13 protein-coding genes are annotated in these 15,855 nt (G+C 65.3%); 12 read left to right on the top strand and 1 reads right to left on the bottom strand.

All coding sequences use genetic code 11. The features are described 5' to 3' along the window. The first annotated feature begins 77 nt into the window (after nt 1-77). Both QP997_RS00790 and hisS read left to right on the top strand, forming a co-directional pair. A complete protein-coding gene (locus QP997_RS00790) occupies nt 78-782 on the top strand; it encodes an MBL fold metallo-hydrolase (protein ID WP_284845909.1) in 705 nt (234 codons plus the stop codon). Between the two features lie 40 nt (nt 783-822). After that, nucleotides 823-2,106 carry a histidine--tRNA ligase gene (gene hisS / locus QP997_RS00785; protein ID WP_284845908.1) on the top strand — a complete coding sequence of 428 codons (1,284 nt, stop codon included), beginning with the start codon at nt 823-825 and terminating at the stop codon, nt 2,104-2,106. A gap of 153 nt (nt 2,107-2,259) precedes the next feature. Here the strand turns inward: hisS and ypfJ are convergent, their stop codons facing one another. Continuing rightward, complete coding sequence (gene ypfJ, locus QP997_RS00780; protein ID WP_070758960.1) at nt 2,260-3,198, bottom strand: KPN_02809 family neutral zinc metallopeptidase; 939 nt, start codon at nt 3,196-3,198, stop codon at nt 2,260-2,262. Nucleotides 3,199-3,292: 94 nt separating this feature from the next. Here ypfJ and aspS point away from each other — a divergent pair, with 94 nt between their 5' ends. From aspS to QP997_RS00730, 10 genes are all read left to right on the top strand, one after another. Then, nucleotides 3,293-5,113: an aspartate--tRNA ligase gene (gene aspS / locus QP997_RS00775; protein WP_148811751.1), complete on the top strand. Its 1,821-nt coding sequence runs from the start codon at nt 3,293-3,295 to the stop codon at nt 5,111-5,113. A 71-nt stretch (nt 5,114-5,184) separates the two neighbouring features. After that, entirely contained in the window at nt 5,185-6,444 is a 1,260-nt protein-coding gene (locus QP997_RS00770; RefSeq protein ID WP_284845907.1) for a phosphotransferase, read from the top strand. Nucleotides 6,445-6,451: 7 nt separating this feature from the next. Next, nucleotides 6,452-7,837: a replication-associated recombination protein A gene (locus QP997_RS00765; protein WP_284845906.1), complete on the top strand. Its 1,386-nt coding sequence runs from the start codon at nt 6,452-6,454 to the stop codon at nt 7,835-7,837. 107 nt (nt 7,838-7,944) lie between these two features. After that, a complete protein-coding gene (gene alaS / locus QP997_RS00760; protein ID WP_070758956.1) occupies nt 7,945-10,611 on the top strand; it encodes an alanine--tRNA ligase in 2,667 nt (888 codons plus the stop codon). Between the two features lie 20 nt (nt 10,612-10,631). After that, nucleotides 10,632-11,126, top strand: a complete 495-nt coding sequence (gene ruvX, locus QP997_RS00755) for a Holliday junction resolvase RuvX (RefSeq protein ID WP_502870413.1) — start codon at nt 10,632-10,634, stop codon at nt 11,124-11,126. Nucleotides 11,127-11,272: 146 nt separating this feature from the next. Continuing rightward, nucleotides 11,273-12,427 carry an endolytic transglycosylase MltG gene (mltG, locus tag QP997_RS00750; protein ID WP_284845905.1) on the top strand — a complete coding sequence of 385 codons (1,155 nt, stop codon included), beginning with the start codon at nt 11,273-11,275 and terminating at the stop codon, nt 12,425-12,427. Between the two features lie 28 nt (nt 12,428-12,455). Beyond that, on the top strand, nt 12,456-13,418 hold the full coding sequence (locus QP997_RS00745) for a shikimate dehydrogenase (RefSeq protein ID WP_070761377.1): 963 nt from the start codon (nt 12,456-12,458) through the stop codon (nt 13,416-13,418). Nucleotides 13,419-13,536: 118 nt separating this feature from the next. Beyond that, entirely contained in the window at nt 13,537-13,998 is a 462-nt protein-coding gene (locus tag QP997_RS00740; RefSeq protein WP_148811761.1) for a prepilin peptidase, read from the top strand. A gap of 33 nt (nt 13,999-14,031) precedes the next feature. Beyond that, nucleotides 14,032-15,234: a chorismate synthase gene (gene aroC / locus QP997_RS00735; protein WP_284845904.1), complete on the top strand. Its 1,203-nt coding sequence runs from the start codon at nt 14,032-14,034 to the stop codon at nt 15,232-15,234. A gap of 31 nt (nt 15,235-15,265) precedes the next feature. Further along, nucleotides 15,266-15,835, top strand: a complete 570-nt coding sequence (locus QP997_RS00730; RefSeq protein ID WP_284845903.1) for a shikimate kinase — start codon at nt 15,266-15,268, stop codon at nt 15,833-15,835. The last annotated feature ends 20 nt before the right edge of the window (nt 15,836-15,855 follow it).

Below are 15,855 nucleotides of genomic sequence, written 5' to 3'. Positions count from 1 at the left end.
CCTGGCTGTGGGGCCGCGGGCCTGCGTAACCTTTCCCATTATGCCCTAAGAAAACAATTTTCTGACACGATGGGGGCATGAAGAACTCCGAGAACACTGGTGCAGGGGTGCCCGCACCCACCTTCGAGCTGCTGGGCTTTCCGGCGGGCGCCTTTCAGACCAATTGCTACGTGCTGATCAATGCGGACGAATCCGCAGCACGCGACGAGCAGGGGCGCAGGCCCGCCACAGTGGTGGATCCAGGACACGGCGCCCACGAGGTGATCAGTGGTGCCGCGAGCGAGCACAACTTCTATGTGGAGTCGATCGTGCTGACCCATGGCCACATCGACCACATGCGCGATGCCGCGGAGTTCGGGGTGCCGGTCCACGTCCACGAATATGACCGTTCGATGCTCGAGAACCCGGGCATGTACACCAACGTCCTCGACTTTGCACGCATCTTCGACACGGAGAACATGCGGGTCCCGGAGGATATCCGGAACCTCGGCGATGAGATCAGCATCGGTGGTCAAACCTTTACCGTCCACCACATGCCGGGGCATTCCCCCGGATCCGTCATGTTCCGCATCCCGGGGCTGATCTTGGGCGGGGACGTCCTCTTCAACGGCGGCGTGGGACGGACGGACCTGCCTGGTTCGGACCCAGCTGATATGACGCTCTCCCTTAAGCGTCTGTCCGCCGAGTTCGATGACGACGACGTCGTCCTGCCCGGTCACGGTCCGCAGACAACGATCGGTCAAGAGAAGAAGACCAACCCCTTCTTGCACGAGGTGGGGTAGTGCTACGCCCGTGGCGGGCCAGCCACTAAGATCTGGTGGCGTGACTAACTCAGGTGAAAAGAAGTTCCAGCCGCTGCACGCCCCGAAGGGCATTCCGGACTACGTGCCGCCGCAGTCCAGTGAATTCCTGGCGGTGCGCACCGCGTTTCTCGACGCCGCCCACAACGCCGGTTACGAGCACATCGAGCTGCCCGTGTTCGAGGACACCTCGCTGTTCGCCCGCGGTGTGGGGGAGTCCACCGATGTGGTGAGCAAGGAAATGTATACCTTCGCTGACCGGGGTGGTCGCTCGGTGACGCTGCGCCCGGAGGGCACCGCTGGCGTGATGCGTGCGGTGATTCAGCACAATCTGGACCGGGGGCAGCTGCCAGCCAAGCTGGCCTACCACGGTCCGTTTTTCCGCTACGAGCGCCCGCAAGCCGGCCGTTTCCGCCAGCTCCAGCAGGTCGGCGTGGAGGCCATCGGGGTGGACGACCCGGCGCTGGATGCCGAGGTCATCGCCCTGGCAGACCGCTGCTTCCGCTCCATCGGGCTGGACGGCTTCCGCCTCGAGCTGACGAGCCTGGGGGATAGCACCGATCGCCCGGCATATCGCGCGAAGCTCCAGGAGTTCCTGGCCACGCTGCCGCTGGATGAGGAGACCCAGCGTCGCGCGGAGCTCAACCCCCTGCGAGTGCTGGACGATAAGCGCCCGCAGATGCAGGAGATGCTGCAAGACGCGCCGCTGATGAAGGACCACCTCTCCGATTCCTCCCGTGAGCACTTCGAAACCGTCACCGGCCTGCTGGAGGACATGGGAGTGGCGTACACGATCAACCCGCGCATGGTCCGCGGGCTGGATTACTACACCAAGACCTGCTTCGAGTTCGTCCACGACGGCCTCGGGGCTCAGTCCGGGATCGGCGGTGGCGGTCGCTACGACGGCCTGATGGCCCAGCTCGGCGGCCAGGACCTCTCCGGCATCGGCTTCGGCCTCGGCGTGGACCGAGCCCTGCTGGCGCTCGAAGCGGAGGGCAAGACCGCGTCGACCGGTCGCCGCGTGGACGTGTTCGGCATCCCGATGGGCGATGCCGCGAAGCGCTACATGGTTGGCCTGATCAACGAGCTGCGAGCGGCGGGCGTTGCGGCGGACATGGCCTACGGCAATCGTGGGCTCAAGGGGGCGATGAAGGCAGCCAACCGGGCGAACGCTCAGCTCGCCGTCGTCATCGGCGACCAGGAGCTCGAGGCCGGCACCGTGGCAGTGAAGGACCTGCAGCTCGGGGAGCAGCACGACGTCGCAGTGGCGGACCTGACCACCCACATCCGTCAGCAGCTGGCGTAGTCCTCGGATCACCACGCGGGACTTTCGGCCAAAAAGAACGGCACTGCGCTTTCTCGCACAGTGCCGTTTTCGTTGCCGTGGGTTCTTCGGCCGCCCGGAGCGAAGCGCTACTGGAGGGCCTTAGCCGATGGCGTGCGCCCAAGCTGATGGCGCTTAGCGGCGGAAGTTGGCCTCGCAGCTGGCCATTGTTCCTCCCTGGTAGCCGCGCAGGAATGCGTCCACGCGTTGCTGGGAGGAGCCGTGAGTCCACTTCTCCGGGTTGACCGAGCGACCGGCGGACTTCTGAATGGCATCATCGCCGATGGACTGGGCAGTCTTCACGGCCTGATCCACCTGGTCCTGCGTGATCGGGTCGAGCATGGCGTCCGGCCCCTTATCTGCCTGGCTAGCCCACAGGCCCGCGTAGCAGTCGGCCTGCAGCTCCATCTTCACGGCGTTGGAGTCCTCACCCGGGTTGTTGTAATCGGAGAGACCGAGGTTGCCCTCGAGGTGTTGAATGTGGTGGCCGAACTCGTGGGCGACAACATACATCTGGGCGAACGGGCCATCGGAGCCACCCATCTGCCGCAGCTGCTTAAAGAATGGCGTCGCGAAGTAGGCGGTCTCATCGCCCGGGCAGTAGAACGGTCCGGACTGGGAGGCATCAGCCGCCCCGCAGGCGGTGTTTAGCTGACCAGAGCCGATGAAGAGCCCCGGCTTGGTGTACTCAATATTCGCCTCCTGGGGGAGCGCCTCGCCCCAGAAGTCGTCCAGAACCGTCGCGGTGGCCTGAATGCGGCAGTCGTCGTGCTCGTTGGCGTCCTCGTACGTCTTGCAGTGCGCGAGCGCATCCGAGTCGGTCTGCGGGCCCTGCACATTGTTGGCACCGCCGCCGCCAATGCCTGGGATTCCGCCGCCGCTGTTGAGGAAGAAGATCACCAAGCCGGCGATGATGATGCCGGGCAGCCCGAAACGAGCGCCCACCTGACTCACCAACATGTTGATGAGGAAGTTGCCGCCGCCACGGTTTCCGCCGCCGAAGTTGGAGCCCCCGGAATTGCCGCCACCTTGGGCGCGGCCGGAGGAGTCGCCTAGATTTTGATTGAAGGTCACGCCCTAAAGTTTGCCACACTTGTTGATGGACTAAGCTGAAGGGTTGAATTCGACACCTTTTTCAAAGATTGAAAGCATCGGAAGGATAAGCGACGTGCTGCGAACCCATCTAGCAGGCGAACTTCGCCCAGGAGACATCGACTCGGAGGTCACCCTCACCGGCTGGGTAGGCCGTCGCCGAGACCACGGTGGCGTGATCTTCATCGACCTGCGCGACCGTTCCGGCGTCGCACAGGTCGTGTTCCGCGAGTCCGAGGTCGCCGAGCGCGCCCACGCGCTGCGCAGCGAGTACTGTGTCCGCGTTCGCGGTCGCGTGGAGGCCCGTCCGGAGGGTTCCGAGAACCCGAACCTGCCGTCCGGCGCCGTCGAGGTCAACGTCAGCGAGCTCGAGGTACTCAACGAGTCCGCCGCGCTGCCGTTCCAGATCGACGACCCGTCCTCCGCCGGCGAGGTCGGCGAGGAGACCCGCCTGAAGTACCGTTACCTGGATCTGCGCCGCGCCTCCCAGGGCGACGCACTCCGCTTGCGCTCCAAGGCCAACGCTGCGGCTCGCAAGGTTCTCGAGCGCCACGATTTCACGGAGATCGAGACCCCGACGCTGACCCGTTCCACCCCGGAGGGCGCACGTGACTTCCTGGTTCCGGCACGCCTGAAGCCAGGCACCTTCTACGCTCTGCCGCAGTCCCCGCAGCTGTTCAAGCAGCTGCTCATGGTCGCCGGCATGGAGCGGTACTACCAGATTGCCCGCTGCTACCGGGACGAGGACTTCCGCGCCGACCGCCAGCCGGAGTTCACCCAGCTGGACGTCGAGATGAGCTTCGTCGACCAGGAGGACGTCATCGCCCTGGCCGAGGAGATCCTCACCGAGGTGTGGTCCACCGCCGGTTACGATGTCCAGACCCCGTTCCCGCGCATGACCTACGCCGACGCGATGCGCCTCTACGGCTCCGATAAGCCGGATCTGCGCTTCGACATCCAGATCACTGAGTGCACCGAGTTCTTCAAGGACACGACCTTCCGCGTGTTCCAGAACGAGTACGTCGGTGCCGTCGTCATGGATGGTGGGGCCAGCCAGCCACGCCGCCAGCTCGACGCCTGGCAGGAGTGGGCCAAGCAGCGCGGTGCGAAGGGCCTGGCCTACATCCTGGTGGGCGAGGACGGCGAGCTGTCCGGTCCAGTCGCGAAGAACATCACCGACGACGAGCGCGCTGGTATTGCCGACCACGTCGGTGCGAAGCCGGGCGACTGCATCTTCTTCGCAGCCGGCGACACCAAGTCTTCCCGCGGCCTGCTGGGCGCGGCACGCGGCGAGATCGCCCAGAAGCTGGGGCTCATCGACGACAACAAGTGGGCCTTCACCTGGGTCGTTGACGCGCCGATGTTCGAGCCTGCAGCAGATGCCCGCGCAGAGGGCGACGTGGCTCTCGGCAACTCCGCATGGACTGCCGTGCACCACGCATTCACCTCCCCGAAGCCGGAGTTCCTGGACTCCTTCGACCAGGATCCGGGTTCCGCGCTGGCCTACGCCTACGACATCGTCTGCAACGGCAACGAGATCGGTGGCGGCTCCATTCGTATCCACCAGCGGGACGTCCAGGAACGAGTGTTCCAGGTCATGGGAATCTCCCAGGAGGAGGCCCGCGAGAAGTTCGGCTTCCTGCTCGACGCCTTTGCCTTCGGCGCTCCGCCACACGGCGGCATCGCGTTCGGCTGGGACCGAATCGTCAGCCTGCTGGGCGGCTTCGACTCCATCCGCGATGTCATCGCCTTCCCGAAGTCCGGCGGCGGTGTCGACCCACTGACGGATGCACCGAGCGAGATCACCCCGGAGCAGCGTAAGGAATCCGGCATCGACGCGAAGCCGAAGAAGGCCGCAGAGGCGCAGGCCGGCGCAGCCAAGACCAGCTCCAAGTAGCGCGAAAAGATAAAAAGACCAGCTGGGTGGCACATGGTGCCGGTCCGTTGGCAATGAGGATGAGTAAACAGGTGTCCGAACACAATCCAGCCCTCTCCGTGGCGGCAGTAGGCGAGTCCGCGCAGCGAGTCCTCGCCGCCCGCTTCGGCGGATCGCCGGAACTGAGCAGCCCGGAGAACCTCGGAGGAAACGGATCCTCCCTGGTCCTGCGCGCTCGGGTCGGGCACAATGACTTCCTCCAGGAACGCACGGTGGTGGTCAAACAGCTACCACCTGAGGCCTCGGGCGAAGATCACTCATCCCTCGGGGACCCGGAGGCCAACCGGTCACGCGGTAGCAGGAGAATCTCCTTCGACCGCACCGGGCTTTTCCGCGAGCTCGTGGCTTATCAGTTCACAAACACCCTGGCTGAGGAATCACGGCCAGGCCCCTTGCTGCTGGCGTATGACATCGAGGAACGCCTCCTGATCCTCTCGGACCTTGGTGAAGGCCAGAATTTCGCTGAGGTGCTCACTCAATTGCCGGCCAAGGATCGCCGCACCGCACTGCGGAAGCTGGGGCGGTCACTCGGTCGCATGCACGTAGCTACCGCAGGTAAAGAGGAGTCCTATGACACCCTCTTCCGCCGCCAGTGCCAGAAGCATGGCTACGACTTTGAGGATGTCGCCGACCAGCAGCCGAAGATTGAGGACACCATCGCGCTCGGACTGGAGCTGATGGAGGGCAACTCAATCGCCATGCACCCGGAGGTCACCCGGTTGGCGAACCTGTCGGCGAAGCGACAGTCGGATGCCACCGCTCGTGCCTTCACTCCGTTCGACCTCATGCCGGATAACATCGTCTTAGCGCAGCGCGTGTTCTTCCTCGACTACGAGTGGGCAGGGTTCCGCGATATTGCCTTCGACGTCGCGTGTGTCATGGCCGGTTTCCCACAGGACCTGACGACCCCGGCCCTGAACGATCAGGAGACCGCCGAGTTCCTCGATGCCTGGCGCGCAGAGGTCGTGCACTACTGGCCGGAGTTCCGGGACGACGCCTACTTCAACGAGGTCCTGGTGGCCTCGCTGGTCGCGTGGGCCTTCTTCTCTCTGGCGCTCCTGTATTACGGTTCCGATAAGGTTAATGACCTGCGCGAATTCGATATCGAGGTCGATGACTTGAAGAAGCTGACGACCGCACAGCTCATCGATCTCGCGACCACCGTGGACGCCGTCTTGCGCTTCACGGCGGGGCTGGGCGAGGAGCGTTTCGCACCCGTCATTGAGCTTGCAGAAAATCTCCTGGTGGCGCTGGCCCCGCTGGGCGCGCACCCGCAGCGACGCGAGGACTAGGCGCGACATGGAGGACCTGTTCACCCAGGCCGAACCCAGCCAGTCTGGGACCAGTGCAGCGGAGGCGGAAGCATACTTTCACCCGGGTTCGCATGCGCCGCTGGCAGTCCGCATGCGGCCGCGAAGCCTGGCTGAGGTGGTGGGGCAGGACCACGTGCTGGGGCCGGGGACCCCGCTGCAGCGGCTCATTGACGGGCGCGGCGACTCCTCCGTCATCCTGTTCGGGCCACCCGGCACGGGCAAAACCACCATCGCATCGCTGATCTCGGCGGCATCCGGGCGCCACTTTGTCGCTCTGTCTGCCCTGAATTCCGGGGTCAAGGAGGTCCGGGCTGTCATCGAGGACGCCCGTCGTCGACTGCTCCACGGGGAGCGCACCGTGCTCTTCATCGACGAGGTGCACCGTTTCTCCAAAACCCAGCAGGACGCCTTGCTCGCGGCGGTGGAGAACCGCACGGTGCTGTTGGTGGCCGCCACGACCGAGAACCCGAGCTTCTCCGTGGTCTCGCCGCTGCTCAGCCGCTCGCTGCTTGTCCAGCTGAAGTCTCTGGACGAAGAAGGCATCAAATCCGTGCTGCGTCGCGCCATCGCCGATGAGCGGGGCTTGGCCGACCAGGTGCAGATCGCTGACGACGCCCTGAACCAGCTCGCCGCGGTCTCCGGCGGGGATGCTCGACGCAGCCTGACGTACCTCGAGGCCGTCGCCGAGGACGTCCTGCAACAACAGCAGGACGGTGACGAGGCTCCCACGATCACGGTCGCCGACGTCACCCGCTCCACGAATAAGGCAGTGGCTCGCTACGACCGCGACGGCGACCAGCACTACGACGTCACGAGCGCATTCATCAAGTCCATGCGTGGCTCCGACCCGGATGCCGCGCTGCATTACCTTGCGCGGATGCTCGAAGGAGGGGAGGACCCCCGGTTCATCTCCCGGCGTTTAGTCATCGTCGCCTCTGAGGACATCGGAACCGCGGATCCTACTGCCCTGCAGGTCGCAGTCGCGGCGCACCAGGCGGTGAGCTTCATCGGTATGCCGGAGGCCCGCATCACGCTGGCCCATGCCACCGTCCACATGGCCACCGCCCCGAAGAGCAACGCCGCCTACGTTGGCATCAACGAGGCCATCGCCGACATCCGGGCGGGCAAGGGGGCGATCGTTCCAGCCCACCTGCGCGACGGACACTACAGCGGCGCGAAGGCCCTCGGAAACGCTACCGGCTACCAGTACCCGCACGATGATCCCCGGGGCGTGCTGCGCCAGCAGTACCTGCCGGATGACCTGGTCGAAGCGGAGTACTACCGGCCCACCACTCACGGCCACGAGCGTACGATCCACAGTCGCCTGGACACGCTGCGGGGTATTGTGCGTGGGTCGCGCCCGGGCAAGTAGAATGCCATCTGTAGTTTTAGCTTTCCCCGCGGCACGCAACCCGCAGGAGGCGGTCGGCCCCACTCAGGCCGCCAAGACAACCCGAGACAGATTGAGGTAGCACAACCGTGCAGACGCATGAGATTCGCCAGCGCTTCACCGACCATTTCGTGAAAAGCGGTCACACCGAGGTGCCCAGCGCGTCGTTGATCCTCGACGACCCGAACCTGCTCTTCGTCAACGCGGGTATGGTCCCCTTCAAGCCCTACTTCCTGGGGCAGGAGACCCCGCCGTTCGGCACCGCCACCTCCATCCAGAAGTGCGTGCGCACCCTCGATATCGACGAGGTCGGCATCACCACCCGCCACAACACCTTCTTCCAGATGGCCGGCAATTTCTCCTTCGGCCAGTACTTCAAGGAAGGCGCGATTAAGAACGCGTGGACGCTGCTGACCAATTCCGTTGACGACGGTGGCCTGGGAATGGACCCGGACCGCCTCTGGGTCACCGTCTACGAGGACGACGACGAGGCCGCGCAGCTGTGGCACGACCTTGTCGGTCTACCCACCGAGCGCATCCAGCGCCTCGGGATGGAGGATAACTACTGGCACATGGGCGTGCCCGGACCGTGTGGGCCGTGCTCCGAGATTTACTACGACCGTGGCCCGGCTTATGGTGCGGACGGTGGCCCGGCAGTGGACGATAGCCGATTCATCGAGATCTGGAACCTCGTGTTCATGGAGTTCGAGCGCGGCGAAACCAAGCCCGACGGCAGCTTCGACATCGTGGGCAACCTGCCGAAGAAGAACATCGATACCGGCATGGGCGTGGAGCGCCTCGCATTCCTGCTGCAGGGCGTGGATAACGTCTACGAGACCGACCTGCTGCGCCCGGTGATCGACACCGCAGAGAAGCTGACCGGCACTCGCTACGGCTCGGAGGATAAGGGCGATATCCGCTTCCGTGTCATCGCCGACCACAGCCGTACCGCGCTGATGCTCATCCTCGACGGCGTGACCCCAGGCAACGAGGGGCGTGGCTACATCCTGCGTCGCCTGATCCGCCGCATCATTCGCTCCGCCCGACTGCTGGGGGCTCAGGGGCCTGTCATCGAGCAGCTCCTGGACACCGTCCGCGAGGCGATGACCCCGTCCTACCCGGAGATCGCGGAGAACTGGGAGCGCATCCGCTCCGTGGGCGTGATCGAGGAGAAGGCCTTCCTGAAGACCCTCGAGTCCGGTTCCCAGCTTTTCGAGCAGTTCCTCACGGAGGCCCGCAACAGCGGCGCCACGGTGGTACCGGGCGAGGTTGCCTTCTCGCTGCACGACACCCACGGCTTCCCGATCGACCTGACCCGCGAGATGGCCGAGGAGGCCTCGCTGACGGTCGACGAGGAGGGCTTCCACGAGCTGATGGCCGAGCAGAAGGCTCGCGCCAAGGCTGATAACGCCGCCAAGAAGCACGTCCACGCGGACCTGAGCGTCTACCGCGCATTCATCGATTCCCACCCGACCCACTTCACCGGCTACGAGAACACGGTGGACGAGGGCAAGGTTCTGGGCCTGGTCGTCGACGGCCAGCTCGCCGACCGCGCGTCCGCCGGCCAGCACGCCCAGGTCATCCTGGATCAGACCCCGTTCTACGCTGAGTCGGGTGGCCAGATGGCCGACCGTGGCGACCTCCGCGGCCCAGGTGGCCTGGCTAAGGTCGTGGACGTCCAGAAGATCGCCAAGAAGGTCTGGGCGCACCAGATCGAGGTCACCGAGGGAGAGCTCGCCATCGGAGAGCTCCTCGAGGCCCGCGTCGACCAGAAGTGGCGCCACCAGGCCCGCCAGGCGCACTCCGGTACCCACCTGATCCACGCCGCGCTGCGCGAGGTGCTGGGACCGACAGCCGTGCAGGCCGGTTCCATGAACAAGCCCGGCTACCTGCGCTTCGACTTCTCCTACGGGGATCAGCTGACCGAGAAGCAGCTGCAGCAGATCGAGGAGATCGCGAACTCCGCGGTGGACACTGACTACCAGGTCAATACCATCGAGACCTCCCTGGAGGAGGCCAAGGCGATGGGTGCGATGGCGCTGTTCGGCGAGAACTACGGCAACCAGGTTCGTGTCGTCGAGATTGGCGGACCATTCTCCATGGAGCTGTGCGGCGGTATCCACGTGGACCACTCCTCCCAGATTGGCCCGATCAGCGTGCTCGGTGAGTCCTCCGTGGGCTCCGGCGTGCGCCGCATCGAGGCCTACACCGGAATGGATTCCTTCCGCCACCTCGCTGCCGACCGTTCCCTCGTCGCGAACCTCGCAGCGAATTTTAAGGCCACCAGCGAGGAGATCCCGGAGCGCATCGACGCGCTGACCGCCAAGCTCAAGGCCGCAGAGAAGCAGGTCCAGCAGCTGCGTGCCCAGCAGCTGGCAGCCCAGGTCGGCAGCATCGTGGACAGCGCCGCAGATGTATCCGGTGTGAAGGTGCTGACCCAGAACCTCGGGGAGGGCCTGGGTGCGAAGGACCTGCGTTCGGTGGCGCAGGACGCCATCGCCCGCTTCAACTCCGAGGCGGCGGTCGTGCTCTTCACTGCCCAGGACGGCGAAAAGGTTCCGTTCGTCGCCGCGGCCAACCCGCAGGCTGTCGAGCGTGGGCTGAAGGCCGGCGACCTGGTGAAGGCATTCGGCGCCGAGGTTGGTGGCCGCGGTGGCGGTAAGCCAGCCCTGGCGCAGGGCTCCGGTTCCGATGCTTCCGGTGTCGACGCCGGCCTGGCCGCCGTGCAGCGCCTCGTGAACGAGACCCTGAGCTAGTTCCGCGAGGTCGATCGCCGATGGCATCCGATTTTTCCCGCGAGGAGATTTCGCCAGATCGTCCCGACCCGGAGACCGACCCGGGGCGGGGACGGCGGCTGGCTCTCGATGTCGGCAGTGTGCGGATCGGCGTTGCGCTGAGCGACCCGGATGGCATCCTGGCCTCTCCACTGGAGACGGTCGCCGCCGCCGTCGACGGCTCCGATGTGTCGCGCGTCGTGGAACTGATCGAGGAGAACTTCGTCGTGGAGGTCGTCGTCGGTCTTCCGGTGGCGCTGCGCGGCAACCACACCGCGAGCACCGCGGCAGCCCTCGACTTTTACGAGGACCTGGCCGAAGAGCTGCCCGACCTCCCGATACGGCTCGTCGACGAACGCATGTCCACCATGGCAGCCACCCAGGCCTTTCATGCCTCCGGGGTGAGCGCCAAGAAGGGTCGGAAGCGGATTGACCAAGCCGCGGCGGTGCACATTCTCCAGGGGTGGCTTGACGCCCGTCGGCGCGTCATCTCGTAATCGAATTGTGATCATGGAATAATGTCCGATGATCGATCCACGATCATCGGATGCATCGCTGTCCTATGGCGATGCTTCGCGTTGCCTTCACGCTTCGAGCGTGGCCGCGCGTTCCGTAGCACCTGAGATCCGAAAGGCATAGTTGCATGACCCTGAAGCGGAGTATGCAACCGAAGTACCGGCGCCGCCGTCAACTGGCAGTCGCGCTGGCTTTGGCGCTCACCCTGCTGTTGGTGGGCATCTCCGGGTACGTCTGGTACCAGCGGTCCGTCGTCGGCCAGCGCGACTACGAGGGTGCGGGCAATGGAACGGTCGTGATGGTCAAGGTCGGCGAGGGGGACAGCCTGTCTTCCATCGCCCCGACATTGGTGGAGAAGAAGATTGTTGGCTCCCGGCGGGCGCTGATGCGCGAGGCCGAAGCCCGTGACGCCAGCCTGCAGACCGGTTACTATCCGCTTCAGGAAAAAATGTCGGCCTCGGCCGCGCTGGACGCGCTGACAGACGACGCTAACCGCCGCGGCGTCGTCGACATCCCGACCGGCCTGCCGCTGGAGGACGTCACCGTCGTGGGCGGGAAGACGCGCGAGGGGATTTACTCGCTGATCTCCGCCCAGACCTGCTCGAGCGAGGATGAGTGCATCTCCTCCGATACGCTGCGCGAAGCCGTGGTCAGCTCCACCCCGGAAGAGTTGGAGGTGCCGCAGTGGGCGAAGGGGGCGGTGGCCGACCGCGCCGATGATCCGCGCCGCATCGAGGGGCTGATCTCCCCGGGCGTGCACCTTTTCGACCCGACCTCGACCCCGCAGGAGATCATGCGCGAGCTGATCAGCAACTCTGCGGCGGAATACGAGGCGACGGGGCTGCTCAAGGCTGCTGAGGCTGTGGGCCTAACCCCATATGAGATGATCACCGCGGCCTCCCTGGTGGAGCGCGAGGCACCTGCCGGGGACTTCGACAAGGTTGCTCGCGTGATCCTCAACCGACTCAAGGAAGACCAGCGTCTGGAGTTCGACTCCACGGTGAACTACGACGTCGACGAGCAGGAGGTCGCCACGACGGATAGCGACCGCGCTCGCCGCACCCCGTGGAATACTTATGCGAAGAAGGGGCTGCCGGAGACCCCTATCGCCTCCCCGGGTATTCAGGCGCTGCAGGCGATGGAGCACCCCGCTGAGGGCGATTGGCTCTACTTCGTCACCATCAACAAGGATGGCGAGACCGTGTTCAACCGGGACTTCGATGCCCACGAGGCCGCGATCGAGAAGGCGCGCGCCAACGGCGTGCTGGACTCGGCCCGCTAAGCAATAAGCCAGGAGGAAGAGGAAGCCGATGTCGGAAAGCCAGGATGCCCAGTTGTCTACCGGCGGTGACCCTCAGCCCACTGCGGACTCGGCAGGTGCGAGTGTGCTCAGTCCGGAAGAATTTTTTGCGCTAAGCGGCCCCCGCTGCGCGGTCCTGGGCAGCCCGGTGTCGCATTCGCTGTCCCCGGTGATCCACAAGGCTGGCTACCGGGCCATGGGCCTGGACCTGGATTACTACCGGGTGGAGGCGCCGGAGGCCCGGGACATCCGGGTGATCGTTCAGGCGCAGGATCCGGACATCCGCGGATTGTCCGTCACTATGCCGGGCAAGGGCGCAGCACTCGAGCTGGCGGGGCTGGCGACGAAGCGGGCCGAGGACATCGGCTCCGCCAACACGCTGGTGCCGCAGGAGGATGGCCGCTGGCTCGCGGATAACACCGACGTCGACGGTCTCACCGCCTGCCTGAACGCGGTGGCAGCCGAGCTCACCGAGCGCGATCCGGAACGAGGCGCACCATTCGCCGGGCAGACGGCCGTCATTGTCGGTAACGGTGGCACCGCCCGCCCCGCCGTTGCTGCCGCAGCGGCTGCCGGATTCTCCGAGATTAACGTGGTCGCCCGTTCGGAGCGTGCGCTGAACCTGCAGGCGCTCACCGAGTCGCTGGGCATGGAGTTTTCCTGGACCCGGTTCGATGCCCCGGAGCTGGGCCACGTGTGTGGCCAGGCTGCAGCGCTGATTTCGACGGTCCCGGAGGACGTCGCTGCGGAGTACGTGGATGAGTTCTGTCGCGCTGAGTCTGTCATCGACGTGATCTACGATCCTTATCCGACCGCGCTGTTGGCTCAGGCCAAGCAGCAGGGGCTGCCAGTCTCCGATGGTCTGCAGATGCTCGCTGGCCAGGCGGAGGAGCAGTTCCGGCTGTTCACCGGCCAGCAGGCTCCCGAGGGACTATTCTTGGCCGAACTGCACCAGCACCTGGCGCTGGACTAAGCCGGAGCCTTATCTTCTCAGCGCAGGCGGGGAAAGAGATTCCTGCGTGGGGACGCAGGGGGCTCTTTGGGGCAGGGGAGAAGACTGTAGGGGAGCAAGATTAAGGGGGGAGCCATCGGTGATGTGCGCTGTGCTTGCCACGCTTGGCGTGGCTGTGGCCTACCTGGGGGTCGTAGATTGGCGGCATCGTCGCATCCCCAACGCCGTGGTGCTCCCCAGCATCCTCTCTGCTGTTGTCGCGGCGTGTGTCTGGCAGCCTTCAGCACTCGTCGGTGGCGCGGTGTGGTGGCTATTGTTCAGTTTCTTCCACCAACGCTCTGTAAAGAATCTCCGCGAGGGGAGCGGAGCTCCTGGCCAGTACTTCGGTGGCGGGGACGCCAAGTTTGCGGCGGCGTGCGGCATCCTTGCTGCCTGGCACGGATTGGGGTGGGTGTTGCTCGCCATCGGCACTTCCGGCGTGCTCACGACCGGCGGGATACTGATCCAGGATCGGGCCAGAAAGGCTCCACCCCATCGGCCCGTCGCCATGGGACCGGCAATGGTTCTGGGTACGCTGCTGGCCTTCGCAGTGTCCTTATAATTGTTCGATAGCTCACATAGTAGACTTGTCGGCATGCTTCGATGGACTACTGCTGGTGAATCCCATGGCCAGGCGCTGATTGCGCTGGTGGAAAACCTCCCCGCTGGGCTGAGCGTGACTCGCGAGGACGTCGCGGAACAGCTCGCCCGCCGTCGCCTCGGCTATGGTCGCGGCGCCCGGATGAAGTTTGAGGCGGACGAGCTGACCTTCGTCTCTGGCGTCCGACACGGCAAGACCCTCGGCAGCCCGGTGGCCGTCATGATTGGCAACACCGAGTGGCCGAAGTGGACCACCATCATGTCCGCCGACCCGGTTGATCTGGAGGACCCGGAGGTGGCCAAGGCGATGGCCTCCGGTCGCGGGGCGAAACTCACCCGCCCGCGCCCGGGTCACGCGGACTTCGCCGGCATGCTGAAGTACGACCACGACGATGCCCGCCCGATCCTGGAGCGTGCCTCCGCCCGCGAGACCGCTGCCCGCGTCGCCGCCGCCACCTTCGCCCGCGCCCTGCTGCGCGAGGTACTGGGAGTGGAGGTCTTCAGCCACGTCGTCTCGATCGGTCGTAGCGAGCCCTATACCGGACCCACCCCGAGTTTCTCCGACTTGGAAGCTATCGACGCCTCCCCGGTGCGTGCCTTCGATAAGGCCTCGGAGGACGCGATGGTCGAGGAGATCAAGGCGGCCAAGAAGAGCGGCGACACCCTCGGCGGCATCGTGGAGGTCGTGGTCAAGGGCCTGCCGATCGGCTTGGGCTCCCACACGTCCGGTGACGCTCGTCTCGACGCCCAGTTGGCTTCCGCCGTCATGGGGATCCAGGCCATCAAGGGGGTCGAGATCGGCGACGGCTTCGAGGAGGCCCGTCGCCGCGGCTCCGAAGCCCACGACGAGATGGTTCGCGAGGACGGGGAGATCACCCGACTGAGCAACCGCGCTGGCGGGATCGAGGGCGGCATGACCAACGGTGAGGACGTCATCGTCCGCGCCGCGATGAAGCCGATCAGCACGGTCCCGCGCGCCCTGCGCACCGTCGACATCGCCACCGGAGAGGCCGCGACCGGCATCCACCAGCGCTCCGACGTCGTCGCCGTCCCCGCAGCAGGAGTCGTCGCCGAGGCGATGGTCGCCCTCGTGCTGGCTCGGGCCACCGTTGAGAAGTTCGGGGGCGATTCCCTCGCCGAGATGAAGCGCAACGTGGCCGCTTATCAGCAGCAGGTCGCCGAGCGGCTGGATTTCTAACCAACCCGCGGACAAGGAGGCTTCGCGAAAGATGACTCGACCAGGGCAATCCACACCGGTCAACGCGCAGCACACGGCACCTGGGCAGCGCCCCAAGGTTGTGCTCGCTGGGTTGCCGGGCGCGGGTAAATCCACGATGGGCCGGCGCATCGGGCATGCCCTCCACCTGCCCGTCATCGATACCGATGAGCTCATCGCCGAACGCTTCAACAAGCCCTGCGGCGACGTGCTGCGGGAGCTCGGCGAGGAGAAATTCCGTGCTGCTGAGGAGGAAGCCGTCGCTCAGGCACTGCAGACCAATGCGGTGGTGTCCCTGGGCGGGGGAGCTGTGAAGAGCGCGAAGACCCGCGAGGCCCTCATGAACCACCAAGTCGTCTACCTCTATGTAGACGTCGCTGAGGGCGTGCGCCGTACCTCCGGGAACAAAACCCGCCCGCTGCTGGACGTCCCCAACCCTGAAGAGGTCTATCAGCGGCTCTACGACGAGCGCCACGAGCTCTATGAAGAGGTCGCGAGCTTCCGCATCCGCTCCGGCAACCACGACCCGCAGCGGACAGTGACCGCCATCCTGCAGTACCTCGAAGACGCGGAACAGGTCTAGGCGACCTCACCGGGCCGTTC

The sequence above is a fragment of the Corynebacterium sp. MSK039 genome (assembly GCF_030232315.1).
In the GTDB taxonomy this organism is placed as follows: Bacteria; Actinomycetota; Actinomycetes; order Mycobacteriales; family Mycobacteriaceae; genus Corynebacterium.
This window is presented reverse-complemented; position numbering and strand designations above follow the sequence as displayed.

What these genes read in the sequence shown, in the direction of transcription:
- QP997_RS00790 (WP_284845909.1), top strand. Translation starts at nt 78, where the DNA reads ATGAAGAACTCCGAGAACACTGGTGCAGGGGTGCCCGCACCCACCTTC.
- QP997_RS00765 (WP_284845906.1), top strand. Translation starts at nt 6,452, where the DNA reads ATGGAGGACCTGTTCACCCAGGCCGAACCCAGCCAGTCTGGGACCAGT.
- ruvX (WP_502870413.1), top strand. Translation starts at nt 10,632, where the DNA reads ATGGCATCCGATTTTTCCCGCGAGGAGATTTCGCCAGATCGTCCCGAC.
- mltG (WP_284845905.1), top strand. Translation starts at nt 11,273, where the DNA reads ATGACCCTGAAGCGGAGTATGCAACCGAAGTACCGGCGCCGCCGTCAA.
- QP997_RS00745 (WP_070761377.1), top strand. Translation starts at nt 12,456, where the DNA reads ATGTCGGAAAGCCAGGATGCCCAGTTGTCTACCGGCGGTGACCCTCAG.
- aroC (WP_284845904.1), top strand. Translation starts at nt 14,032, where the DNA reads ATGCTTCGATGGACTACTGCTGGTGAATCCCATGGCCAGGCGCTGATT.
- QP997_RS00730 (WP_284845903.1), top strand. Translation starts at nt 15,266, where the DNA reads ATGACTCGACCAGGGCAATCCACACCGGTCAACGCGCAGCACACGGCA.